Consider the following 25,790-nt stretch of genomic DNA (forward strand, 5'->3'; position numbering starts at 1 on the left):
ATGCATACAGCACACGAAAACCTTGCAGGTAAAGACGAAAAGTACGTTTGGCATGCCATGCGACCTTTTGATCCAAAATCGACGATGGTGATCGAAAAAGCGAATGGTGCCTGGGTTACAGACTATGAGGGGAATAAGTATTTAGATGGCATGGCTGGACTATGGTGTGTAAATGTAGGATACGGAAGACAGGAGCTTGCTGAGGCTGCATATACTCAGCTAAAAGAACTTTCTTATTATCCACTCACGCATACACACTCACCAGCAGTTCGACTTGCTGAAAAGCTAAACAACATGCTTGGTGGAGGATATGTGATCTTTTTCTCTAATAGTGGTTCTGAAGCGAATGAGACGGCCTTTAAGATTGCGAGGCAGTACCACGAGCAAAAAGGAGACACTCATCGACACAAGTTCGTTTCTAGGTACAGAGCATATCACGGAAATACGATGGGCGCATTAGCCGCTACCGGCCAGGCACAAAGAAAATATAAGTATGAACCGTTAGGACAGGGATTTCTTCACGTACAACCGCCAGATTCATATCGAGATGTGGTGAATGAGGAACATACTCTCCCATCCGTTACAGCGGTCGACAACATGATGACCTGGGAACTGAGTGAAACGATCGCAGGGATGATCATGGAACCGATCATTACTGGTGGAGGTATCTTAATACCACAAGATCATTACATGAAACAAGTTAAAGAAGTGTGTGAAAAGCACGGTGCACTTCTCATCTGTGACGAAGTAATCTGTGGTTTCGGTAGAACTGGTAAACCATTTGGATTTATGAATTATGGAGTTAAACCAGATATCGTAACGATGGCAAAGGGACTGACTAGCGGCTATCTACCTCTATCAGCTACAGCGGTTAAAGAAGAGATCTATGACGAATTTAAACGGAATAATCAATATGATCACTTCCGACACATCAACACGTTTGGAGGAAACCCAGCATCTTGTGCCGTCGCTTTAAAGAATCTAGAGATTATGGAGAAGGAAAAGTTGTTCGATCGATCCAAAGATCTAGGAGAAAAGCTAAGGACCGAGCTTCAAAGCAGGTTATCGAACCATCCATATGTAGGGGATGTTAGAGGTTTAGGATTGCTTGTAGGAATTGAACTCGTTGAAGATCGTCACACGAAGAAACCACTAGACGTCGCATCTCTCAACAAAGTGATCGGATACTGTAAGTCCCGTCACGTGTTGATCGGTAAAAATGGAGACACTGTTGCTGGCTATAATAACATCCTTACCATGTCGCCACCCCTATCGATTGAAGAAGACGACCTCAACCTTCTTATTCAAACAATTGTGGAGGGGATACATCAGCTTTAAAGTGCGCCAAATCGGCGTACTTTTTATTTTTGCAAACAATACCAGTTTATTATCGATATATGTATTCACTATGGGAATACTTTATGGTAATTTAGTATTGCGCTGTGTAAATATTCGAAAAATATTTCCTCTTATACCATCATTTTTGAAATTTTTTTCGAAAAGTTGGTTAAGTGCTTTGTGACTATATATACACTGTGCTAAACTATCCATGTAAGCGTTTTTTTACAAATGAGGTTTTTAAACTTGTAAAAGAGTGAAAAGGACTAATAATGAAACCGCAGAACTTTTTATCGAGCGGTAATATGGGAGCTAATACAATTTATCATACAAACGTATTAGAACATTCCCAGTAGGGAGGTAGCGAGCTTTGAATACCAAACAGTCCAGAATGGAACATCCTTGGCAGGAATTCTATGGACCAAACCTTGGCTATGCCATTGAACTATATGAGAAATTTCAGGAAGACCCCGAATCAGTAGATCCTGATCTACGTGAAAAATTTGAACAGTGGGGGCCGCCACCAAGTTCTAATGACGCTGTTGAATCAAACGTTCAACCCGGAAATCTTAAGAAAGTCATTGCAGCGGTCAAGCTAGCTGATGACATTCGTACATATGGTCATTTAGCTGCAGCTATCAACCCACTTAAAGAAGAAAAATCGAATCATGATTTTATGAATCCTGAAAAGTATGATCTTACAAAAGAAGACTTGAAAGCGATTCCTGCAGAAGTGATCTGGAACAATGCCCCTTCTGATATCAATGATGGGTATGAAGCGATTCAGCGTTTGCAGGATCTCTATACAAGATCTCTATCTTATGAGTTCAGTCATGTTCACAACAGTGAAGAACGTAACTGGCTCGATCAGATGGTAGAGGGTGGATCAGTAACTAGTTCTTTAGACAAAGAAAAACAAGAGGCACTTCTAAGAAGGCTGACAGAGGTTGAGGGGTTCGAAAAATTCCTTCATAAAACGTTTGTAGGGCAAAAACGTTTCTCGATCGAAGGCGTTGATTCGATGGTGCCGATGCTTGATGAAGTCATTCGAGATGGTGCAAGCGACGGTGCTCGAAATGTCATGATCGGAATGGCACACAGAGGTCGTTTAAATGTTCTTGCACATGTTTTGAATAAACCTTATGAAAAGATCTTCTCTGAGTTTCATCATGCACCGAATAAGGAGCTTGTTCCATCAGAAGGTTCAATGGGAATCAACTACGGTTGGACAGGCGATGTGAAGTACCATATGGGTGCTGATCGTAAGTTTGAAGGTTCTGAAACTGCAGAAGCCACGATCACCTTAGCAAATAATCCAAGTCACTTGGAGTTCGTAGATCCAGTCGTTGAGGGCTATGCAAGAGCGGCACAGGAAACAAGGGACCAAAAAGGTGAACCGATCCAGGATATAAGAAAGTCATTTGCGATCCTTATTCATGGGGATGCTGCTTTTCCTGGTGAAGGTGTTGTAGCGGAAACGTTAAACCTTAGCCAACTACGTGGCTACCATACAGGTGGTACGATCCACATCATCGCTAACAACCAGCTTGGCTTCACGACTGAGAGCACTGATTCACGGTCAACGAGATATGCGAGTGACCTAGCAAAAGGATATGAAATACCGATTGTTCACGTTAACGCAGATGATCCTGAAGCATGCTTATCAGCAATGAACCTTGCTTATCAGTATAGAATGAAGTTCAATAAAGATTTTCTTATCGATCTAATTGGCTACAGAAGATTCGGACATAACGAAATGGACGATCCTGCTGTAACGCAGCCACATCTTTACGAGAAAATCAAAAACCATCCTACAGTGCGAGCACGTTATGCTAGCTACCTAGAAGAGCAAGGAATTCTTGAATCTGGATACGGTGAAAAGCTAGATGAAGAAGTATTGAATGAGCTTTCAGAGGATTATAACAAAGTGGCTAAGGATAATGAAGATGGTGGAGATGTTCAGGAAATACAGCCACCGAAAGAAATCGTTAAAGGAATACCTTCGATCGATACATCCGTGCCGCTAGATACATTAAAAGAAATTAATAACAATCTACTTACACGTCCGGATAATTTCAACGTTTACCCTAAACTTGAAAGAATTCTTAAGCGTAGATTAGATATGTTAGAAGAAGGCGGAAAAGTTGATTGGGCATTAGGTGAGACGCTTTCATTCGCTACTATTTTGAGCGAAGGTACACCTATCCGTATAACAGGGCAAGATTCACAGCGAGGAACCTTCGCGCAGCGTCATCTTGTTTTACACGACAAGGAAACAGGAGAAACGTTCTGTCCGTTACACGAATTACCAGAGGCTAAAGCTTCCTTTGCTATTCATAACAGTCCTTTATCTGAAGCTTCCGTTGTCGGTTTCGAATATGGATACAATGTATTCGCACCAGAATCCCTCGTGATTTGGGAAGCTCAGTACGGTGACTTTGCGAATGCTGCACAGGTCATCTTTGATCAGTTTGTATCCGCAGGAAGAGCGAAATGGGGTCAAAAATCTGGAATGGTACTCTTGCTTCCACACGGTTATGAAGGACAGGGTCCTGAGCACTCCAGCGGAAGAGTTGAGCGTTTCTTAACACTTGCTGCTGAGAACAACTGGACAGTTGCGAACTTGACGAGTGCAGCGCAATACTTCCATATTTTAAGAAGACAAGCGGCTATACTTGGAGAGCAAGAGGTTAGACCACTCGTTATCATGACTCCAAAGAGCTTACTGCGTAATCAACGTACTTCTTCACCAGGTTTTGAGTTCAGCCAAGGACAATTCTTAAGTGTGATCGAACAACAAGGACTCGGTGAAAAGAAAGATAAAGTTGAGCGTATCGTTCTTTCAACTGGTAAAGTCGCTGTAGATCTAGCAGCAGAAATCGAATCTTCAGATAAAGACATGGACTGGCTACATGTTCTACGTGTAGAGCAGCTGTACCCATTCCCTGAAGAAGAAATTAAGAAGATTTTCGAACGCTATTCTAACGTAAAAGAAATCGTTTGGTTACAAGAAGAACCAAAAAATATGGGATCATGGAATTACATTTCTCCACGAATTCGTGAAATTGCTCCTGAGGGAGTTTCGATCGATTATATCGGTCGTCCTGATCGATCTAGTCCAGCAGGTGGAGAGCCTAATATCCATAAGAGAGACCAAGAACGTATCATTCAAGAAGTCTTAGAGCCATCTAAAACAGTATCCCACCAAGGAGGTAAATCGTCGTGATCGAAGTTAAAGTACCTGAACTAGCAGAATCTATTACAGAAGGCACAATCTCCGAATGGTTAATTAAAGTAGGCGACAAAGTTGAAAAAGGTGATAACCTTGTTGAACTTGAAACTGATAAAGTAAATATCGAAGTAAGCGCTGAAAACAACGGAGTAATCAAGGAATTATTGAAAGAGCCTGGTGACAACGTAGAAGTTGGAGAAATCATTGCTTACCTTGGTGACGCAAGCGAGGAAGACTCTTCCTCTGAACAACCTTCTTCTGACAATAAAGAAGAAAAGGCTGAAGCGAAAAAACAGCAAAACGAAACGCCTGAAGAATCTAAGTCTGACGAGGAAGCTTCTGCACACGCTGCACCTGAAGCTTCAGAAGAAAAGTCAGGTAACGGACGTACAGTAGCATCTCCTTCTGCAAGAAAGCTTGCTCGTGAACTAGGTGTCGATCTAGATAAAGTTCAAACTCAAGATCCTTACGGCCGCGTTCGTCCAGACGATGTAAAAGCTCATGCTGACTCTAGTAAGAAAGAAAAAGAAGCTCCAAAGCAAGAGAAAAAGCAAGAGAAGCAACCTGAAAAAGCTGCGCAGGCTAAGGACGAATTTAACGGTAAACCAGTAGAAAGAGTGAAGATGTCTCGTCGTCGTCAAACGATTGCAAAACGCTTAGTAGAAGTGCAACACACTGCTGCTATGTTAACAACGTTTAATGAAGTAGACATGACTGCGATCATGGACTTGCGTAAGCGTCGTAAAGACAAATTCCTAGAAGATAATGATGTAAAACTTGGATTTATGTCCTTCTTTACAAAAGCGGTAGTTGGGGCATTGAAGAAATATCCTCGTCTAAACGCAGAAATTCAGGACAAAGAAATGGTTCTTAAGAAATTCTACGACATCGGTATTGCAGTAGGATCTGAGGAAGGACTAGTCGTTCCTGTTGTGCGTGACGCAGACAAACTATCATTTGCAGGAATCGAGAGCGAGATTAGTGAGCTAGCTAAGAAAGCTCGCGATAACAAGCTTTCACTAGATCAACTTCAAGGCGGATCCTTTACAATAACAAATGGCGGTATATTTGGTTCTATGCTTTCCACGCCAATTCTAAACGCTCCGCAAGTTGGAATTCTTGGAATGCATAAAATCCAGTGGCGCCCTGTAGCGATTGACCAAGATCGAATGGAAAATCGTCCTATGATGTATATTGCGCTTTCTTACGATCATCGAATTGTAGATGGTAGTGAAGCCGTTAGCTTCCTAGCGAAGATTAAAGATCTTCTTGAAGATCCAGAACAATTGCTTTTAGAAGGGTAATAATCGAGAACCTGAATCATAATGATTCAGGTTCTCTTTTAATAATAGTTGATTTGTAACCAGGGGGAATTTAAGTGGAATTACGTACATTTACTGATCCAAGTGAGTATCTAGGTTATGTCCAGGATTTTCTTGAGCAAAACGAAGCATTACATAGTCTCCCTTTAGGGCTTCTGGTTAGACTTGTAAAAAATCAAAAAAATGGTGAAGAACTAGAGAAGGTTCTCCTCGGTACAATAGAAGAGGCAGGGCGTATTACACTTTGCTTTATTCAAACACCGCCTCATAATCTTATACTTGCAGGTGAACAAGTATCACACGAAACATTAGATTTTGCAGTTAAAAAACTTCATCAAGATTATTTGTTTCCAGGTGTTCTAGGTGAGAAAACAATTGTAGATTATTTTTCAAAGAGGTACTGCGAGCTTACGAGCTGCAAGCGGAATCTAAAAATGAACCAGCGTATCTATCGATTAGATACCGTCATTCCTCCTAAACGTGTAGGTGGAAAATTAAGAAAAATCAGAAATGAGGATTTTACTCTGTTGAAAGAATGGGTTTATCTTTTTTCATGTGCGATGGGTGAACCATTCTCTGACGAAGATAGTCATGAAAGAGCGCAACAATTTATCGATGAAAAATCAGCCGTACTCTGGGAGGTTGATGGAGAAGTGGTTTCGATGGCAAATGAATCTAGACCGACCATGAGAGGAACAACGGTTAACTTTGTTTTTACACCTCCTGAGCATGAACGGAAAGGGTATGCCTCTTCATGCGTAGCAGCTTTTAGCCAATATTTATTAGATAAAGGGAACCGTTATTGCTGTCTATATACAGATCTATCAAACCCAACTTCTAATTCGATCTATATGAAGATGGGATATAAACCTGTAGGAGATTCGATCGTGTATTCGTTTGAGGATTGAATCTAACTTGTAGTAGAATAAGAAATGGAAAGGGAGTGAACGTTATGATTCATGAAAATTGGAAAGATGGCCCAACTCTAAGAGAAGTAAAATGCGTGCACACTGACGCAAAAAAATACATGGTGAACCGTGTGTTGACTGAAGGGAAAACCTACGAAGTTAAAAATGAAACTGAAGAATTCTTATTTGTAGTTGATAACACAGGTAAGGTCGGAGGTTTCTACAAGGAGTACTTCGAGGAAGTAAAATAATGTAAACGTCCAGGTCACGATGACCTGGACGTTTCTGTTGTAGATCCATACCTTTTCCTCTCGTGAAACGTATTTATTATAGGATCAACCAACATTGTGGTATGATACTCTTGGACTCTTACATAAGAGCAATTAAACAGGCGATAAGACCGTCTCTAGCTGCAGGAGGGACATGAACGTGAACAATGCTACATTGCTAGAAGAAGCTTACTCTTTTTTAGAGCAAGCATATTACGAATTAAATCATACACCTGAACGTTTAAAAGAACGCAAACACGAGGTTAAAGACCAAATTGAAAAAACAGGTGTGTATGAGCATACATTTGAAGAGTTACAGCACGGAGCAAAGATGGCATGGCGTAATAGTAATAAATGTATCGGAAGGCTGTTTTGGAATACTCTAACCGTAATTGACAAGCGCTCTGCAACAACAGTTGAAGAGGTAGCGGACGCTTTACTCCATCATATTCACTCAGCTACAAACAATGGAAGAATTCGACCAACAATTACGATTTTCCAGCCTGGAAGAATTAGAATATGGAATCACCAACTCATTCGCTATGCTGGTTATGAGTTAGAAAAGGGTACGATCGGTGATCCTGATTCGATAGAAATAACTAAGCAAGCTCTTAAACTCGGATGGAGAGGAAAGGGTACGCCACATGATGTGTTACCAATTATTTTCCAACTAGATGATAACGAGCCTACCGTCATTACCATACCACCTGAAATCGTTCTTCAAGTGGAGCTTAGACACCCGGAAATTGATATCTCTTCCTTACAAGCTCGTTGGTATGCGGTACCTATCATATCTGACATGAAGCTTGAAATTGGCGGTATCGATTACGTTGCAGCTCCATTTAATGGGTGGTATATGGGAACAGAGATCGGTGCACGAAACTTAGCGGACGAAACACGCTACAATTTAATTCCAGAAATGGCTGAGATCATGAATTTAGACACTTCTTCAAATGCCTCGTTATGGAAAGATAGGGCCTTGGTCGAGCTTAACAGAGCTGTATTATACTCATTTCAAGAAGATAACGTTAGTATCGTAGACCATCATACAGCTGCTCGACAGTTTCATAAGTTCGAGACAAATGAAGCGCGAGCTGAGCGGAAAGTAACAGGAAATTGGACATGGTTAATTCCACCGATTTCTCCAGCAACAACTCATATTTTCCATAAACCGTATAAGAATACGATTGTATCTCCAAATTATTTTTATCAAGAAAAACCTTATTAAAGAAAGTGGGAACGTTCGTGGTCATTGAAAAAGCAGCTTTTATCGTAAATGAAGGAATGGAGAAAGACTTTGAAGAAACATTCATGAAGGCAGTTCAGTACATATCAGCTTCTCCAGGTTTTATAAGCCATCAATTAACAAAGTCGATCGAGACTGAAAGCAAATACGTAATTTTTGTGGAGTGGGACTCTCTCGCTGCTCACACCGAAGGCTTTATGAAGTCAGATCGGTTCAATGAGTTTGTATCGTTGATGGATCCTTTCTTAAAAAATGTTGAGATGGAGCATCTAGTTCCGATAACCACCGATTAATTTACCCGCTTAATGCGGGTTTTTTTATGGGCAAATAACTATACAATTCTTGAGCAAACGTTTAAAATAAAAGAAGTATATTCCTATAAGAAAGGTTGGATTTAAATGTCTGGTATTCCACGCCCTTTAGTTCGAATTAATCAATGGTTTATCTTTTTATTTGCTACTGCATTCATTTTCACACTTCACTATATATTTTTAGTCATCCCATTATTGATTGGTATTTCGAGTTTGTTGTTTGGTTTCAATCCGATCATGTCCGTTGGTAAATTGTTTATAGGTAAACCTCCTTATATTTTAGAAGACAAAGATCAACAAGCGTTCAACCAAAAAATCGCTGTTAGTTTACTCACAATAGCATTACTCGCTGTTCTTTCAAGCGTCAAATGGTTAGCCATCACTGCTTCTATCATGGTAGCCCTCGCCTCATTTATTGCGATCCTCGGATTTTGCATTGGATGCTTCGTACGTTTTCAGTGGAAAAAATATCAATATAAAAGAACGCAACATTCTATGTAAGACAGTCTAAGAGGGCTGTCTTTTTTTGTTTGAAAAATAAATCAGGCACATTTCTGCTATACTTATTCTTAGAGAGAAGATAGAAAGGATAGGATTATATGAGAGAGAAAGTATATGATGTCATCGGTATCGGAATTGGACCATTTAATCTAGGACTTGCTGCTTTATTAGACCCTATCAAGGAGATCGATTCACTGTTTTTTGAACAAAAAGAAGAATTTGATTGGCATCCTGGGATGCTTATTGAAGGGACGCGGCTACAAGTTCCATTTATGGCGGATCTTGTTACGATGGCTGACCCTACAAATGAATTTAGCTATTTAAATTATCTAAAACACCAAAACAGATTATACAACTTTTACTTCCTTCAAAGGCTTGAAATGCCTAGAAATGAATACAATCATTACTGTCAATGGGCGTCTGAACGATTGAAGAGCTGTCAGTTCAGTAGTAAAGTTACCTCGGTAACGCCTTTAGGAACGCCGATCGACCGCTATGAAGTTGAAATCGAAAATACGAAAACTGGAGAGACGCATTCATACCTTACGAAAAACCTGATATTAGGTGTAGGAACGATTCCTTCTTTACCTAAATCACTACGAGGAATGTCTGAAGAAGATGTCTTCCATTCTTCAACGTATCTACAACATGAAGATCGTTGCAAGAAAGCGAAAAGTATAACGGTTATTGGTTCAGGGCAAAGTGCTGCTGAAATTTTCAGGGAGCTTTTGAAAGAGAGAACAGAACATGGATATTCGATCAATTGGATAACGAGGTCAAAAGGGTTTTTCCCGATGGAAGAAACAAAGTTAAGTCTTGAACATTTCTCACCTGAGTATATCGATTACTTTTATGAACTGCCTCAGGAACAAAAAGATGAGATCTTCAGTAACCAACAGCTTCTGTATAAGGGAATAAGTCCTCATACGATTACAGATATCTATAATCTTTTATATGAACAAACGGTTGGCGGTAAAGAAATGGATGTGACCTTAATGCCATTGACTGAAGTGAATGGCATATCTGAAAAGGAAGCGAAAAGTGGATATGAACTGAAATGTCGACAATGGGAAAAGGGCGAGTCATTTCTCATTGAAAGCGAAGTGGTTGTCGCTGCAACAGGATACCGTCCGTTCGTACCGAACTGCATTAGCGGATTGAGTAACTTGATTCAGTGGGATGACTTAGGAAGATACAATGTCTCAAAGGATTACAAGTTGATGTTAAACGAGGATACCACTGGAGAAATATTTGTGCATAGCGGCATGCAACATACTCATGGTGTTGGTTCTACGAATCTGGGCCTTTCAGTTAACCGAAATAAAATTATAATAAATCAAATTGCAGGTAAAGAAATCTATCCACCTTTAGAAGATAATATCTTTCAAAAATTTGAACTTAACAGTTAATTTTCTAAAAATTCTATTATTTTTGTCGGTTATGCATTATGATTAAAGAAACAGCATAAAGGACAGGTGGTGAGTATGACTGTTAACCAGTGTCTGTCAGCAAAAAAATTTCTCTGTAAGCTGATTACTCAGTATGCTCATATCCATCATCGAACAATTGGGTCTAAAGCTCAAGAATACATCAAACAGTTAGGTATCCGCACAGGAGAGTGGTTTGAATCTTACTATCAAATACATGATTGGACTCCTGATCACTATGCGGACGTCATCGTAGATATTAAAAATTCCATCGGAGGAGAATTTTATATCTCGGAAGTTACACCTCACTATGTCATTGTTAAAGCACATTCGTGCCCTTTTGGTGAGTTTGTAAAGGACGCCCCACACCTTTGTACGATGACGTCAAGCGTATTTGGTGGTATAGCAGCTAGACACTTTGACTACGGCGAAGTTAGTTTAAGGAAAAGAATTGCGCTCGGCGACGCAGGCTGTGAAGTGTTAATCGCTTTTGTACCTGGAATTGAAGAAGGAGAAAAGTACGAGCAGGTAAAGAAAATCCCTGACGACGGTGAACCGTTCACCTGGAAAGAAGATACGATCACCTTGTTGAATGAAGAGTTAAAGCAAAGTGACGAAATGGTTCTAACACTCCTAAAAGAACTTGAAGATCTCAAAGATCAAGTAGACGGATCTTGAAGACAGGCACATAGCCTGTCTTTTTATGAATGAAAAAATAACGTTATCTCCATACTACTATTAAAGGGGTGGGACGATGGAAAAGAATGCAAGAGGGTACGTACAGGATACATGCAGAGATTTAAAAGCAGCCGAAGCGAGTTTACAACAAGCATTACAAACTGTCGAAAAAGAGCATAACAAGCAACGAATTGAAGAATCTTTAAGTCAGTTGCAGGCTGTACAAGCCTACTGTAGTGAAACAGAAAGCAAGCTTGAAGAGCATTAATAAATTTCCTATAAGAAATTTCCAAATTTAAGTTTTAACCGTCGATAAATCGGAAATTGGTGTGTAATGTTATTTTAAGGAGGATTCACCTATGAGCCTTTTATTCGGGAAAGGTATGGCAGCATTTGAACAGGACGCGAAGACGGAGAAGGAAAGGGTAAAAACTTCACCAGCCGCTCACCAAAATCGCAAGTCAAAGCTTAAACAAAAACCTACGAAAATTTAACCATCCTTTTTGGGTGGTTTTTTTTGAAGGTTTTTAATCATGAATCGAGAATAACCCTAATAAATATTATTTCACTATGTCGTATGTTTCATCAAAAAATAGGGGAAGAGGAATTCTATTGAAAAAAACAGGATTTCAAAAGTTTATTAGGATAAAGGATATTATGCTCATATTGGCGTTACTTTCCATATGCCTAATCTACCTATTCGTTAATGGACGATCACATTTCATTGCCCTTTCATTTATTGCTGGGTTGATTCTCTTTATCTTTAATGAATATATCACCCACAGATTTCTTTTTCATTTGAAGCCACCAAAAAACCTCTTTGCACTTAAACTATTAAAAAGACTGCATTATGACCATCACAAAGATCCCAACGACCTACATTTAATGTTTTTACCAGTATGGTATAGTATCCCTCAAATGCTTGTTATTTCTTTCGTATACTACCTTTTATTTCCTTCTATCGTGAATACGATTGCGTTTGCTTCAGGCTTGATGACGATGCTTCTCGTGTATGAGTGGAAACACTTTGTTGCACATCAGCCTCTTACTCCTAAAACCAAATTTGGAAAGTGGTTGAAACAAACTCATTTGTTACATCACTATAAAAATGAAAATTATTGGTATGGTGTCTCTAATCCGTTTATCGATATGCTTTTTGGTACACATAAGGATGGTAAAGAAGTCGATAAGAGTCAAACTGTACGTGATCTGGTTGGAGAAAATACAAATGAAGAAGTCAAGTTTTAAAGAAGGCAGCCTTATTGAAAAGGCTGTTTTTTTAATTGCAACTTTTCTAACGTGCATTCGTCTATAAGGGTAGAGGGGGAATGGTTGATGAGGGTGATCTTAGTTGGAATCACGATGGCACTTTTGATTACAGCTTTTTTTACAGGAGCCTGGTATACCATGATCAGAGATCCTGAAGCAGCTAGTAAAGTTGTTGAAGAAGAGCCGATTGTAAAAGAAGAAAAAATATATGAAGACGGCGAAAGCTTTGTTGAAGAAGATATGGATGATAATAAATTACTAACGTTACAAGTAACAAGGCTACAAGAGCCACCTGAAGATGCTGAATTGAATGAACTTCCTGCAAACAAAGAGTATGCCTTTTTTGAACTGTTCGTAGAAAATTTCGAAGAATATGGAAAGGCTTTTAAAGGCTACTATACTAAATTGAAAGTACAAGGTGAACAAGTAGAGCCTGTGGACTTTGTTGTTGTTGATAAGAAAGGGTGGAATAAGTTCAGGCTGGAATCTGAAGGGCACGTTAAAATGATTCTGATCTATGCTATTGAAAAAGATGTGAAAGAGATGGATCTGATCGTATCTCCTGAATTTTATTATAAAGATCTTGTGTATCGCTTTCAGAACAAGTAAGGCTTTCTATTTCCGATCAATTTACTAGAGATTATGTTCTTCGTTGTTGTATGATGATGGGAAGAACGGATTGGAAAGGAAGGCAGTGACATGCATTTATATGACCCATATGTAAAAAACCAGCGTCAACGAAACCTGTTAGAACTCGCAGACGATCTAGCTGATACGTTTTCGGAAAATGCGAATGATATAGACGAAGAAGGTCGCTTTCCTTTTGAGAATTTTAAGGCCATGAAAGAAAAAGGATATACTTCTCTTACCGTCCCGGAAAAGTTCGGGGGAAAAGGGATCGATCTATATGAGTTTGTCATGTTACAAGAAAGAATTGCATCAGGTGATGCTTCCACCGCTTTATCGGTCGGTTGGCATCTTGGTATCATGCTCGAGATGGTTGATGACCAAGAATGGTCTGACGAGTTGTTTGAACGTATGGCTAATTTGGTGGTCAATGAACAAGCGTTGTTGAATAGAGCGGCTACAGAGCCTGCGAGCGGTAGTCCTACACGAGGGGGAATGCCCGAAACGAAAGCCATCGAACATGAAAACGGATGGACCATTAGTGGAAGAAAAAGCTTCACTTCGATGGCACCAGCTCTTGATTACGCTCTAGTATCCGCTGAGATCAATGATTCCGGGAATAAAGGTTTCTTTCTAGTAAACGTGAAGTCAGACGGAATTACCATTGAAGAAAAATGGAATACCATGTCGATGAGAGGGACAAGAAGCGATGATCTTGTGTTAACAAACGTTCAATTACCTAACGATGCACTCATCGAAGATTCGCTAAACTCTAAGGGAATGAAGCTACCAAAAGCGTGGTTACTCCATATACCCGCATGCTATCTAGGGGTTGCAATCGCTGCAAGAAATTATGCGGTGAAATTCGCGACTGTTTACAGTCCTAACAGCTTACCTGGTCCAATAAAAGATGTCGCTGAAGTACAACGTAAAATAGGGGAAATGGAGTTAGAACTCTTAAGAGCGAGAGAGATGATGTATAGTATAGCTTTTAGATGGGTGACTGAGCCAGAAAAGCGAAAGAACATGGGTGAAGAGCTTGCAGCAGTTAAACATGTCGCAACAAACGGAGCGGCTAATGTTGTGGATCTTGCAATGAGAATCGTAGGAGCTAGAGGTTTATTTAATGATAACCCGATGCAACGTTATTATCGCGATGTTCGGGCAGGGCTTCACAATCCACCGATGGATGATGCCGTCATTTCCCTACTAGCAAAGAAAGCATTGGAAGATCCCCAGGAGCCTTAATGGTTCCTGGCTTTTTTATTGATAAATAGTCAAACTTCACCAGCGGTATAGTACTTTAGACAAGGTTTTAGGTAAAAAGATATATTTTTGACTTATAAAGAGGAAAAAAACATTCGGTTGACGAAATACTATACAAATAATCGAAAAGGAGATGAGAAAATGCGTGAAAGAAGGACCGTATCGCTGAGCGGAAGCTTGCTTTTTCCTGACGGCTGGGGACTTCAGATGCAAGAAGAGTATAAGAAAGAAGAAAAAGTGTCACGAATGAAGCCAGAACAGGAGCTGAAACATACTAAATGATAACGTTCATTCTAACTATATATAATTTGTAATGGAGTCAAGCGACGTGAATAAATCGCTATGACTCCATTTTTTATTTTCCATCATAAGAAGGTAATCTGAAAATTAACAAAGAATATAGGGGAGAGATCAATTATTGAAATTTTCGATTAAGGTGGGCGTTGGCATCATGCTTAGTGCAATACTGTTACTCTCTAATCTATCATTCGGCAAAGGAAATCAATCTGAAGCAGAAAAGAAACAAGATTTATCAACAAGCCTCAATACGATTCTTTCAGATGAAGGGCTCAAAGGATCGATTGCAGGCATAAGCGTGCGATCAGCGAATTCAGGAGAATTACTTTTCGATCATCATGGAGACACGAGGCTAACTCCTGCTTCGAACATGAAATTGATTACAGCAGCAGCATCGCTAGAAACACTTGGTCATGATTATCAATTTTCGACAGAAATCGCTACGAATGGAACGATAAAAGGGAATACGTTAAAGGGTGACCTTTTTCTTATCGGAAAGGGAGACCCAACATTACTACTAGAAGATTATCAACATTTTGCGAGAACGATAAGAGAAAAGGGAATTAAGAGTATCGAAGGAAACCTTATTGGAGACGAATCTTGGTACGATTCCACAAAGCTTTCTGAAGATATGATTTGGACGGATGAAAGTGAGTATTATGGTTCACAAGTTTCTGCGTTAACCTTATCTCCGAATACCGATTATGACGCAGGTACGATTATTATAGAAGTTTATCCGGGTAGTAAGGAAGGGGAGCGAGCTATAGTACGAACTTCTCCTGATACCGATTACGTATTGGTTCAAAATACGGCGACGACAACTAGCCAAGATGTAGAAACGGATTTAACGATAAACCGTAAACATGGCACGAATATCATTACCATCGAAGGTGTCATTTCACTGAACGACTCATTAGAAAAAAGTTGGATCTCTGTTTCAAACCCTGCAGCCTATGCACTTCACTTGTTTGAACGATTGCTAAAGGATGTTGGTATAGCGATTGAGGGAGACATAAGCGTCGGGAAGGCGCCTAAAGAAATGAATGGTTTGATCGAAAAAAAATCGATGCCACTTCATGAATTACTCATTCCTTTTATGAAACTAAGCAACAATGGGCATGGGGAGATTTTAGTCAAAGAGATGGGTAAGTTAACGAAACACGAGGGAAGTTGGGAAGCAGGACTAGAGGTTGTGAATGAATACCTCACTGAAGAAGGTCTAAACCCTGAAGAGATGTTACTTCGTGACGGGTCAGGAATATCTCACGTTACGTTGGTGCAGCCGAATCAGCTTAGTCTATTACTCTACAAGCTACAGTCTAAGGAATGGTTTGACTATTATTTAAAGTCATTACCGATCGCTGGAGCGAGTGGTAGATTAGTTGGTGGAACGCTGAGAAACCGTATGAATGACACAGCAGCTGAAAACATCGTAATCGCTAAAACAGGTACATTACAAGGTGTATCTTCTTTATCGGGTTATGTGATGAAGAATGAGCCGCTTGTTTTCTCAATCATCATCAATCAATTTTTAGATGAAGACAAAATTGAAGATATCGAAAATCAAATTGCAATTGCGTTCGCAGAGTATGATTTCCAGTAAACAAGAAGAGGCATCGTCTATGACGTTGCCTCTTTTCAATATGGTCGAATTAATAAATGACCTTTACAAGTACATATGTGAGTGTTGATAAACTAGTCGACACGATCAAAAGGACGAAGACCGGTCTTAATGCTTTTGTTTTTAAATCTTTCAAGCTTACATTTAACCCCAGACCAACCATCGCAGCTGTTAGACACCAGGTTGTTACCGTGTTTACCATCTGCATGGCATCTTCAGTAAATGGAACGACTGGACCTAATACATACGTACCCACGAGGCTCATCACCACAAACCCAACTAAAAACCATGGAAAAGGAATCGTACTTGACTCTCCCTTATCTCGTTTTCTACTGATCAAATAGATAAGGATCAAGCAGACGGGGACCAGTAAGAATACACGGCCCAACTTTGCGAGAAGTGCCATCGCTAAAGCTTCTTCTCCAGCAGGGGCAGCGGCAAGAGCAACATGCGCTACCTCATGAAGAGAAATACCTGCCCATACACCATATTCACTCGGGCTAAACGAAAGTAAAGGACGAATCACTGTATATCCCACCGAGAAGATCGTTCCGAACAAAGCGATGATTCCTACACCAATTGCGGTATCTTCATCCTTTGATCGGAATATCGGTGCAACAGCTGCAATCGCAGCTGCTCCACATATACCAGTTCCAGCAGCGAGCAATGTTGTTATCGAACGATCCGCTTTCAATAGCTTTGATAGCCAGTGGCTTGCTATAAATGAAAACAGAATAACTCCTACTCCCATCAAGATGATCGATAAGCCATCATGTACAATAAAACCCACGTTAAGTTTGATGCCATAAAGAACGATGGCAAATCGCAGAATCTTTTTTGATGAAAACGTTATGCCTTCACGAAATAGTTCTGGATAGCCTGCTACTTGTCGATAAACAATGGCGATAAATATTGCAGATGCAAGCTGACCGGTTAGTTGGAACCCTGGTAATTTTGCTAGAAAATACCCTAGCGTCGCTATAACAAAAGTAAATAGTATTCCGGCAAACCAGCGTGTTCTATGTGACAGCTGTGCCTCATGTTTCATTGTATTTATGTTCATAACCGCACTCTCCATTCCTCTTCCATTTTATAACGTCATTTGTTATAAGTGAAATAAATAATTATAATGATGTATATACGTTATTACTTATAATGGGGGTATAAAAATGGATCAGCAATTAAAAGTGTTTGTTTCGGTCGTAGAGAACAAAAATTTCTCTAAAGCTGCAAACGATTTACATATGACGCAACCTGCAGTTAGTCAATACATAAAGAATCTTGAACAGAAGCTTGGCACGAGGCTACTTGAACGGGATAATCGAACGATGTCGTTAAACAGAGCTGGTGAAATCGTCTATCATCATGCGAAGGAATTATTGAACGTATATTCTAAAATGACTGATCTAATCGATGAACTTACGAATCAAACAAGTGGGAAAATCAGTATCGGAGCGAGTTATACGTACGGGGAATATGTACTTCCTCACGTGTTAGCACATATTCATCAAAAATACCCTTTAATATCTCCAACCGTAACGATTGGAAATTCGAAAGAGATAGGAGATTTAGTTTACTCACATCAGTTGGATGTAGGCATTATTGAGGGAGATCATCCGTTAAAAGAACTCTCGGTAACAAATTTTACGGAAGATGAAATGGTCATCGTCTCTGAGCCAAATCATCCCCTAGTAACAGGGGAATTAAACACCTTATCATCAGAAACATGGATTGTCCGTGAAAGTGGGTCTGGTACAAGAGAAGCGACTGAAAACATGTGGCATCAGTTAGATCTATCTCCTTCAAACAAAATGGAATTCGGAAGTACTCAGCTAATAAAGGAGTCTGTTGAAGCAGGCATCGGCATAAGCTTTCTTTCGAGATGGGCGATACGAAAAGAACTAAAACTTGGGACATTAGCGGTGGTGGAGCTGCCAGGTTTTCTATATAAACGAATGTTCTCAATCGTCATGAGATCACCATTCCAAACAAAAGCGCTAGAAGTTTTTCTCCAACGTGTAAAAAATCACACGAACTAGTGGTAGAGAGAATGAACAGTCCGTGATATAGTGTTAAAGGCCATTAAGGCTTTTGAAAAGGAAGAGATGTAAGATGAAACAGATATTTGAAGAATGGCAGAAAGCACTGCAATCAGAGATCCTCTATTTAAAGAAATTTGGAAGTAAACCACACCGGATCATTAATGGGCAACTGTTATCGAGTAATAATGGAGAATACAGATATTATTTTGAGACGACTAGTAGCGTTCAAATACCAACGGGTTCTAAAGTTCGGTTAGAAATAAAAGATATTAAAAGAGAAGGACGGATCTTGTCTTCAGAAGGCAGTAACGTGATCGTAAAACTAGAGGGCGGCTTTGGAACCGTCATTAAAGAAGCAAGGTTGTTCCACGACCCTTGGGAGTTGTTAGAGGAATTGATCCTAAGGTTGGATGAAATCAAAGAGAGTAAAGTAAGATCAGAACGAGTCAAGAGATTGATGAACCCTTCTAAAACGACCAAACACCCAGAGAACAAAGTAAAGAACAGCCTTCACGAGCTGATTTTACGCTCGAAATACAACCCGGTGACGTATGTGTGGGGACCTCCTGGGACAGGAAAAACGCATAAATTAGCCAGAACCGCAGCTAACCATTATTTTAAAGGGGCAAGGGTTCTTATTCTGTCACATAGTAATCAAGCTGTAGATGTTCTTATGAAAGAAACGGTTCAGTTCACAGATACTAAGGACAAGTTTGAAGAAGGCAAAATTATGAGGTATGGATCGCAACGAAATATCAGCTCTCATCTTCCCATATTTACGGACCAACTCTTACTGGAGAAACACCCTGGTTTAGCAGGAGAAAAAGAACGACTAGTTGAAGAGCGTAAGAACTTAAAGCAGGATTTATCGAAATCTTTCAGTCGACGTGATTCAGAGGAGTTAGTAAGGCTCGAATCAAAACTCGCAAACGTACTCGAAAAGATACGTGTAAAAGAAGCAAAATTTGTAAAAGAGGCAGCAGTTGTTGGTACAACACTTTCGAGAGCTGCCATTGATGAAACGATCTATAGGAAACGCTTTGACCTAGTGATTGTTGATGAGGCAAGCATGGCTTATGTGCCACAGGCGGCATTTGCCGCTTCTCTTGGTAAAAAAGTAATTATTTGCGGTGATTTTAAACAACTTCCCCCAATTGCTTCAGGAAGAAGTTCTTTGATAACAAAGTGGTTACGTGAAGACATCTTTTATTGTTCAGGAATTGTTAGAGGCGTCGATGAATCTAGCATCCACCCAAACTTATTCCTGTTGAATGAACAACGACGAACCCATCCAGCGATATCATCCTTTACAAATCATCACATCTACCATTCCCTTGTAAAGGACCATCCCTCCACACGTTCGTCGAGAGCAGAGATTGCTAGGAAGCACCCTTTTAAAGACCAACCCTCTGTTCTACTCGATACAAGCAATACAGGTCAGTTTTGTTTTATTGGTCATTCATCGAAATCAAGAATGAACATTTGGCAGCTATTGTTATCGTTTCAAGCAATCTATGAAGCAATCAAAGACGGAATGACATCGATCGGTTACGTCACCCCATACAGAGCTCAGGCAAATTTAATGAACTTTTTAATAGAAGATTTATTAGAAGTAGATAACCTAGATTTGTTAGCAGCAACTGTGCATCGTTTTCAAGGAAGCGAAAAAGATATGATGGTATTTGATACGGTTGATGGTGATCCTGAAGATCGAGCTGGTATGTTAATTACAGGTGCGAATAGTGAAAGACTCATAAATGTTGCGATGACGAGAACAAAAGGTAAGTTTATTCACGTCTCAAATGTTGATTTTATTCAAAAGAAGCTATCGTCAACAAAAACACTGCGAAAACTTGTTTTTCACCAAATCGATCGAGGAGAATTAGTGAGTCCATCACAAATTGGTAGTTGGATTAAACATCCACACCCTAAATTAACGTGGTTCCATGCGATTAAAACAGAGCAATTATTTAAAGAAATGAAATCAGCAGGTGAAGTTCTCATCTCCATTCCGTATGGTACGAAACTAAACAAAGAGTGGAAACGAGTAATCAACCAACTAGAAGACAACGTCACGATCATCTCAAGTTCAAAGATTGAGGGAGTAGAAGACAAAGAGTACATAAATTGTACCGTGTCCTTCCCGTTTGTGGTGACCGACCGTGAAAGAATGTGGATCGGTACGCCTTTTGAAGGGATGAGAGGAACGCTCCCACCAGCCGTAGCGGCTAGGTTAGAATCTCCCAAAGTCATACGAGAGTTTCTTAATCAAGTCTTGTTAAGTGATAGCTCACGCTCATAGAGCTACACTTTTTTTATGAGCATATTTCGGGAGTCGAAGCTTTTAATGAGGTATGATGTAGACAATAATGAAATGAGAAAGAAGGAATTTGATGAGTCGGCCGCACGCAGAAGAAAAGATATGGACTAAAGACTTTATCTTTATATGTTTTTCTAATTTTTTTATTTTTGCTGGTTTTCAAATGACCTTACCAACGCTTCCTCTTTTTGTGAATGATCTAGGAGGAAGTGATCAGCTTATAGGACTCGTAGTCGGAGTCTTTACACTCTCTGCACTTCTTATAAGGCCATGGAGTGGTCATATGTTAGAGTCTTTAGGGAGAAGGTTCGTTTACTTAATCGGTCTTTTTGTTTTTGTCGTTTCTGTTGGTTCCTATGCTTTCACTGGAAGTCTAGCCTTACTGTTTTTGATGCGTATCGTCCAAGGGTTAGGGTGGGGAATGTCTACTACAGCAGTTGGAACGATCGCTACAGATTTAATCCCACCTAAGCGAAGAGGAGAAGGAATGGGGTATTTTGGACTTGCCGGTAACTTAGCGATGGCATTTGGGCCTGCTCTTGGACTTTTTCTTATCCCTTTTATCAATTTTTCTGGTTTGTTTATGATTGCAGCCGGCGGTGGTTTAGCTGCATTTCTTATTGCAGCGACCATCCACTACAAACCTAGAGAAAAAACGATCGTTAAAAGAAAAAAGTGGGATCTCTTTGAAAAAACAGCTCTTATGCCTTCGATTCTTTTGTTTTTCATAACGATGGTATTCGGAGGTATCGCTACATTCTTACCTTTGTATACGACAAGCTTAAACATAGAAGGCATCGAACTGTATTTTGTTGTATTTGCCTTTTCACTAATGATCGTCAGAACGTTCGCTGGAAAAATATATGATCGTAAAGGGCATAAAGCTGTATTTATTCCGGGGACTATGCTCGTCTTTTTTGCGATGATCGATTTGACCTTGTTAAGTAATGAATTTATGCTTTTACTCGCAGCAGTATTGTTTGGAACAGGTTTTGGCACGGTGTTACCAGCTCTTCAAGCATGGGCTGTTCAAGAAGCTCCATTAAATCGAAAAGGGATGGCAAACGCTACGTTCTTTTCATTTTTTGACCTAGGTGTTGGTTTAGGAGCAATATTATTCGGCTTAATCGCTTCTACGTTTAGTTATTCAGATATTTACTTAGCATCTGCTACGTCTGTTGCAATTGCGATGGTTATTTATGTGGTATACGTGAAGCGCCAAGCATCACATCATCAACATGAAGCAGTACAGATGAAATAAAACCTCGCATTTTATGCGGGGTTTTTTCTTTATCCTATAATAAGAAAATTGTAAGTAAGAGCAGGACTTTATCCGTTAGTTAAGAATACGTACTATTGGAAGAAAATAAGTGTTTTTTACATACTATTGGAGGCATTCATGAAGGTAAACATTATACACACAAACGATGTACATAGCCATTTTGAAAATTTCGTTAAAGCGGCTTCATTGATTAGACATTACATGGATGAAAACACCATATTACTGGATGGTGGAGACTTTGCTGATTTTAAAAGTATAGAACTACAGGGGACAAGAGGATTAGCAGCGGTCAAGCTACTCGAAAGTGTAGGGTATTCTGCTATCACGATCGGTAATAATGAATTGTTCAACGGAATCGAAACACTTGAACATATGGCAACAAACAGTTCTCTCCCTTTTATTAGCTGCAATTTACGTAAAGTCACCGGAGAACCGATCCAAGGTGTTAGAAGTAGCGTAATTATACAACATAATGAGATTAACATTTTAATAACGGGTGCTTCCCCTGATCTTCAAGAATTTAATGAACTGATGGGTTTTACAATTTCAGACTTCAAGCAGGCGATTAAAGATGAGATGAACAAACATCAGGGAAAGTATGATCTATGCATTGTTTTAAATCATGTTGGAACTGAAGCGGATATTGAACTCGCTGAAGCCATCGATGGGATCGACCTTATTCTATCCGCTCATGATCACGTTTTATATGACCAGGCAAGAGTTGTGAATGGTACGATTATTAATTCAGCAGGTAACTATGGTGAATATATTGGGATTGTAGAATTAGAAATAGCTGAAGAAGGCATCGAACTATTAGCTTCTTCAACAATCTCTACCTCCAAAGCACAACAAGATGAAGAAATCGTACGTATTTTAGAAAGTAGTAAAGAAGAGGCTGTTAAGAATTTAAGCACACCTCTGTACACAGTGGAAAAGCCGCTCTGGCATGATATCTTGGAAGAGAACCCACTATCTAATTTGATTGCGGATGGATTAAGAGATCGATTTAAATGTGAGATCGGTTTAATCAACAGCGGAATAGCGAATGCAGGAATCATTCAATTTGTTTCTGAGAAGAAGTTGATTGAAATCTGTCCATCTCCTTTAAACCCTACTTATTTCGAAATACAGGGGAAGTATTTGAAAGAAGCGTTTGAGCATTCTCTCGACAGTTCCGTTTGTATGGCTGACGGAAGGGGACCAGGATTCAGAGGTAAATATGTTGGAAGGTTGCATGTTTCCGGGGCAGAAATCGAATATGATGGTACAGAGGTCAATTCGATTACAATTAACGGAGAGCCAATAGACGAAGAAAGATGGTATAGCATAGCTTCATCCGATTACTTACTGAGAGGATCAGGTTATCCCGCATTAGCTAATAACCGGAATTTCACGTATCAACCCGATGAGATAAAAGACGTGATTAGAGAATACGCAAAGAAAAATGACTTTGTTGTACAAGCATACGATACACGGTGGAAAGACGTTAGTAACGTTTTATCATAATAAAGGGGGAGGGATAACCTCCCTTTAAAATTAATGCATTATTCTAAAATTTCAATTACCGTATTGATAATAAAATATAAAGTTACTAGTTATTTAAAAACCCATAAGGTGGTTAAAAAATCAATGAAAACAGAGAAAAAAATAGAAGTTTTAATTACTGAACTTGAGAATAAATTGTTACTGCCACAAATCAGAAAGTCTAAGAAAGCCTTAGACAAACTAATCGCAGATGAATTTGAAGAGTTTGGTAGTTCTGGAGTAAGATTGAGTAAGGCTGATATTCTAAAAGGGTTAGTAGAAGAGCAACCATCGGAATTAATTATGACGCACTCAAACGTAGTGAAATTATCAGATGACGTTATCCTGATTACGTACACATTGACAAGAAAAGAGAGTGAATCTAGAAGCCTAAGAAGCTCAATTTGGAAACAGAGCAGGGGAGCATGGCAATTATTTTTTCATCAAGGAACAAAAGCTAAGGGCATCAGTGAAACCTGATGCTTTTTCATTTTCTTTGGTAAATCCGGATTCACATTAAAGGGTAGAATGATATAATTTTGCAAGAGGGCTGCATCTAAACTTGCTTACAATTGAATACGCTTTCAAATTCAGTCAGGAGGTTATTACTTGGATAAAAAACACATTGATCCTACAGAGTCATCGGTCCACACTGATTTCACAGAAAACATGACCTACGGTGAGTATTTAAGTCTTGATAAAATACTCTCCGGTCAAAATCGTCTTTCGGATCACCATGATGAGATGTTGTTCATCGTGATACACCAGGTGAGCGAACTGTGGATGAAGCTGATTTTGCATGAGTTAAAAGGGGCTATCAAAGCCATAGAAACTGACGAACTATCTACAGCTTTTAAAATGCTTGCTAGAGTGTCAAAAACCCAAACACAGATCATACAAGCGTGGGATGTGTTGTCTACACTCACTCCGTCAGAATATATGGAATTTCGAGATTCATTAGGGCAAGCATCGGGTTTTCAATCCTACCAGTATCGGATGATCGAATTTGCACTTGGGTACAAAACACCTCACGTTCTGAAAATTTATGAAAAAGATCAATCGCTCCACAAAAAATTAAAGGAAGCATTCAGTGAAAGAAGCATTTATGATGCTGCTATTCGAGCACTTGATCGTGCAGGAATTACGATCGACAAAGAAGTGCTTGAGAGAGACGTAACAAACACATACGAAGGCAATGAATCTGTCAAAAACGCGTGGCTCACTGTTTATAAGAATACTGATCAATATTGGGATCTCTACGAACTTGCTGAAAAACTAGTAGATATTGAAGATTGGCTGCAACAATGGCGGTTTAGACATATGAAAACTGTTGAAAGAATAATAGGGTTTAAAAAAGGAACCGGAGGCTCTTCGGGAGTTGGATACTTAAAAAAAGTTCTCGATCACCGATTTTTTCCAGAACTGTGGGATATCCGTACAGAGATTTAATATAATTTTATTATGTTAACTAAACAAGGTAGCAGAAAGACTGTCGGAAACATTTCCGACAGTCTTTTTATACATTTCAGAAGGGTGAAGCGACGTTCATTTTAATACACTTCTGCTTTTCAGCTCATCTTCAATGTCGATGAATGAATCCACAGGAATGTATGCTACATTAAAATCTTTCAGGATGTCTTGAAGAACATCTTTAGCAAACGTTAAGTCTGCTTCCTTAGCACCATGTGAATCAGGCTCACTATCACCAGCAAAATACACGACTTCATAGCGTTCTTTCAATTCTTTAATCACGAGTGATTTATCGATGCCATATCTTTTTGAGAAGTGTCGATGAGTGGAATCGATTGAAAGGTGGACATTATTATCCTTAAAGTAGCCCGTGTTTGAGAAGACCTCAACATCGTTAATCCCATAGTGACGAAGCAAGTGATTGATGTAGTAATCCGTTCCTGCGCTTAGGATAAAGAAGTCGCCACCATTTTGCTGAACGGCCTTAATAAAGTCTGGGACATGAGGATCGATCGGCAGCGCTTTGATGTCCTCGATAATCTGTGCTTCTTCTTTGTTTATTGATTTGAAGACTTTGCTAAGAAATTCAATATCTCGTAACTTCTCAGATTTCCACTCTTTATATAGTGCTCTTCCTTCAGGAAAATAGTTTTCTATTATGAACCAGTAAAAATCTTTTTTTGAAATGGTACCATCAAAATCTGATACAAACGCCCATTTAGCCATTCTCGTTCCCTCCCTAACGTACCTCAGTTTCTCTTGAACGAATTGTAGCACGACATGAGGATGAAAAGAAATAAAACTCTTTTATTCAATAACGTAAAACTGTGCTAAACTATG

General features: G+C 39.5%; 25 protein-coding genes. 23 read left to right on the forward strand and 2 right to left on the reverse strand.

Features of this window, described 5'->3' with window-relative positions; all coding sequences use genetic code 11:
• The 17 genes from PFZ69_RS16250 (at position 1) to dacB (ending at position 16,294) form a co-directional block, all read left to right on the forward strand.
• A complete protein-coding gene (locus PFZ69_RS16250; protein WP_270182152.1) occupies positions 1-1,338 on the forward strand; it encodes an aspartate aminotransferase family protein in 1,338 nt (445 codons plus the stop codon).
• Between the two features lie 370 nt (positions 1,339-1,708).
• Positions 1,709-4,564 carry a 2-oxoglutarate dehydrogenase E1 component gene (locus tag PFZ69_RS16255; RefSeq protein ID WP_442865195.1) on the forward strand — a complete coding sequence of 952 codons (2,856 nt, stop codon included), beginning with the start codon at positions 1,709-1,711 and terminating at the stop codon, positions 4,562-4,564.
• Positions 4,561-5,874 carry a 2-oxoglutarate dehydrogenase complex dihydrolipoyllysine-residue succinyltransferase gene (odhB, locus tag PFZ69_RS16260; protein ID WP_270182153.1) on the forward strand — a complete coding sequence of 438 codons (1,314 nt, stop codon included), beginning with the start codon at positions 4,561-4,563 and terminating at the stop codon, positions 5,872-5,874. Before PFZ69_RS16255 ends, odhB begins: the two co-directional genes overlap by 4 nt.
• A 74-nt stretch (positions 5,875-5,948) precedes the next feature.
• Positions 5,949-6,800 carry a GNAT family N-acetyltransferase gene (locus tag PFZ69_RS16265; RefSeq protein ID WP_270182154.1) on the forward strand — a complete coding sequence of 284 codons (852 nt, stop codon included), beginning with the start codon at positions 5,949-5,951 and terminating at the stop codon, positions 6,798-6,800.
• A 44-nt stretch (positions 6,801-6,844) separates the two neighbouring features.
• On the forward strand, positions 6,845-7,051 hold the full coding sequence (locus tag PFZ69_RS16270) for a DUF6501 family protein (protein ID WP_270182155.1): 207 nt from the start codon (positions 6,845-6,847) through the stop codon (positions 7,049-7,051).
• A gap of 172 nt (positions 7,052-7,223) precedes the next feature.
• Entirely contained in the window at positions 7,224-8,297 is a 1,074-nt protein-coding gene (locus PFZ69_RS16275) for a nitric oxide synthase oxygenase (protein ID WP_442865198.1), read from the forward strand.
• A gap of 17 nt (positions 8,298-8,314) precedes the next feature.
• A complete protein-coding gene (locus PFZ69_RS16280; protein WP_270182156.1) occupies positions 8,315-8,608 on the forward strand; it encodes an antibiotic biosynthesis monooxygenase family protein in 294 nt (97 codons plus the stop codon).
• Between the two features lie 105 nt (positions 8,609-8,713).
• Positions 8,714-9,127 (forward strand): DUF4395 domain-containing protein, encoded by a 414-nt coding sequence (locus PFZ69_RS16285; protein WP_270182157.1) that lies wholly within the window; start codon positions 8,714-8,716, stop codon positions 9,125-9,127.
• Between the two features lie 98 nt (positions 9,128-9,225).
• Positions 9,226-10,536 (forward strand): lysine N(6)-hydroxylase/L-ornithine N(5)-oxygenase family protein, encoded by a 1,311-nt coding sequence (locus PFZ69_RS16290; protein ID WP_270182158.1) that lies wholly within the window; start codon positions 9,226-9,228, stop codon positions 10,534-10,536.
• Positions 10,537-10,611: 75 nt separating this feature from the next.
• Positions 10,612-11,232 carry a methanogen output domain 1-containing protein gene (locus tag PFZ69_RS16295; RefSeq protein WP_270182159.1) on the forward strand — a complete coding sequence of 207 codons (621 nt, stop codon included), beginning with the start codon at positions 10,612-10,614 and terminating at the stop codon, positions 11,230-11,232.
• 76 nt (positions 11,233-11,308) lie between these two features.
• Positions 11,309-11,500: a hypothetical protein gene (locus PFZ69_RS16300; protein WP_270182160.1), complete on the forward strand. Its 192-nt coding sequence runs from the start codon at positions 11,309-11,311 to the stop codon at positions 11,498-11,500.
• Between the two features lie 91 nt (positions 11,501-11,591).
• Positions 11,592-11,726 carry a hypothetical protein gene (locus PFZ69_RS16305; protein ID WP_270182161.1) on the forward strand — a complete coding sequence of 45 codons (135 nt, stop codon included), beginning with the start codon at positions 11,592-11,594 and terminating at the stop codon, positions 11,724-11,726.
• A gap of 118 nt (positions 11,727-11,844) precedes the next feature.
• Positions 11,845-12,480: a sterol desaturase family protein gene (locus PFZ69_RS16310; protein ID WP_270182162.1), complete on the forward strand. Its 636-nt coding sequence runs from the start codon at positions 11,845-11,847 to the stop codon at positions 12,478-12,480.
• Positions 12,481-12,567: 87 nt separating this feature from the next.
• A complete protein-coding gene (locus tag PFZ69_RS16315) occupies positions 12,568-13,110 on the forward strand; it encodes a hypothetical protein (RefSeq protein ID WP_270182163.1) in 543 nt (180 codons plus the stop codon).
• A 90-nt stretch (positions 13,111-13,200) separates the two neighbouring features.
• A complete protein-coding gene (locus PFZ69_RS16320) occupies positions 13,201-14,376 on the forward strand; it encodes an acyl-CoA dehydrogenase family protein (protein ID WP_270182164.1) in 1,176 nt (391 codons plus the stop codon).
• Positions 14,377-14,535: 159 nt separating this feature from the next.
• Complete coding sequence (locus tag PFZ69_RS16325) at positions 14,536-14,676, forward strand: hypothetical protein (protein WP_270182165.1); 141 nt, start codon at positions 14,536-14,538, stop codon at positions 14,674-14,676.
• Positions 14,677-14,812: 136 nt separating this feature from the next.
• Positions 14,813-16,294, forward strand: a complete 1,482-nt coding sequence (gene dacB, locus PFZ69_RS16330) for a D-alanyl-D-alanine carboxypeptidase/D-alanyl-D-alanine endopeptidase (protein ID WP_270182166.1) — start codon at positions 14,813-14,815, stop codon at positions 16,292-16,294.
• 49 nt (positions 16,295-16,343) lie between these two features.
• On the opposite strand, the gene PFZ69_RS16335 is transcribed toward dacB, so the two are convergent.
• Positions 16,344-17,375 (reverse strand): YeiH family protein, encoded by a 1,032-nt coding sequence (locus tag PFZ69_RS16335; protein WP_270182167.1) that lies wholly within the window; start codon positions 17,373-17,375, stop codon positions 16,344-16,346.
• Between the two features lie 106 nt (positions 17,376-17,481).
• On the opposite strand from PFZ69_RS16335, the gene PFZ69_RS16340 reads away from it, so the two are divergent.
• From PFZ69_RS16340 to kynA, 6 genes are all read left to right on the forward strand, one after another.
• The gene (locus tag PFZ69_RS16340; RefSeq protein WP_270182168.1) at positions 17,482-18,351 is read left to right on the forward strand and encodes a LysR family transcriptional regulator; all 870 of its coding nucleotides are present in this window, start codon (positions 17,482-17,484) and stop codon (positions 18,349-18,351) included.
• A gap of 73 nt (positions 18,352-18,424) precedes the next feature.
• On the forward strand, positions 18,425-20,656 hold the full coding sequence (locus tag PFZ69_RS16345) for an AAA domain-containing protein (RefSeq protein ID WP_270182169.1): 2,232 nt from the start codon (positions 18,425-18,427) through the stop codon (positions 20,654-20,656).
• Positions 20,657-20,747: 91 nt separating this feature from the next.
• Positions 20,748-21,935, forward strand: coding sequence for an MFS transporter (locus tag PFZ69_RS16350; protein ID WP_270182170.1), 1,188 nt, complete (start codon positions 20,748-20,750; stop codon positions 21,933-21,935).
• Positions 21,936-22,073: 138 nt separating this feature from the next.
• Positions 22,074-23,462, forward strand: a complete 1,389-nt coding sequence (locus PFZ69_RS16355; protein WP_270182171.1) for a bifunctional metallophosphatase/5'-nucleotidase — start codon at positions 22,074-22,076, stop codon at positions 23,460-23,462.
• Between the two features lie 123 nt (positions 23,463-23,585).
• Positions 23,586-23,960, forward strand: coding sequence for a nuclear transport factor 2 family protein (locus PFZ69_RS16360; protein WP_270182172.1), 375 nt, complete (start codon positions 23,586-23,588; stop codon positions 23,958-23,960).
• A 129-nt stretch (positions 23,961-24,089) separates the two neighbouring features.
• Positions 24,090-24,929, forward strand: a complete 840-nt coding sequence (kynA, locus tag PFZ69_RS16365; protein ID WP_270182173.1) for a tryptophan 2,3-dioxygenase — start codon at positions 24,090-24,092, stop codon at positions 24,927-24,929.
• A 96-nt stretch (positions 24,930-25,025) separates the two neighbouring features.
• On the opposite strand, the gene PFZ69_RS16370 is transcribed toward kynA, so the two are convergent.
• Positions 25,026-25,676 (reverse strand): MtnX-like HAD-IB family phosphatase, encoded by a 651-nt coding sequence (locus PFZ69_RS16370; protein ID WP_270182174.1) that lies wholly within the window; start codon positions 25,674-25,676, stop codon positions 25,026-25,028.
• Between the last annotated feature and the right edge of the window lie 114 nt (positions 25,677-25,790).

Source organism: Alkalihalobacillus sp. CinArs1 (genome assembly GCF_947387515.1).
Lineage (GTDB): Bacteria > Bacillota > Bacilli > Bacillales > Guptibacillaceae > Guptibacillus.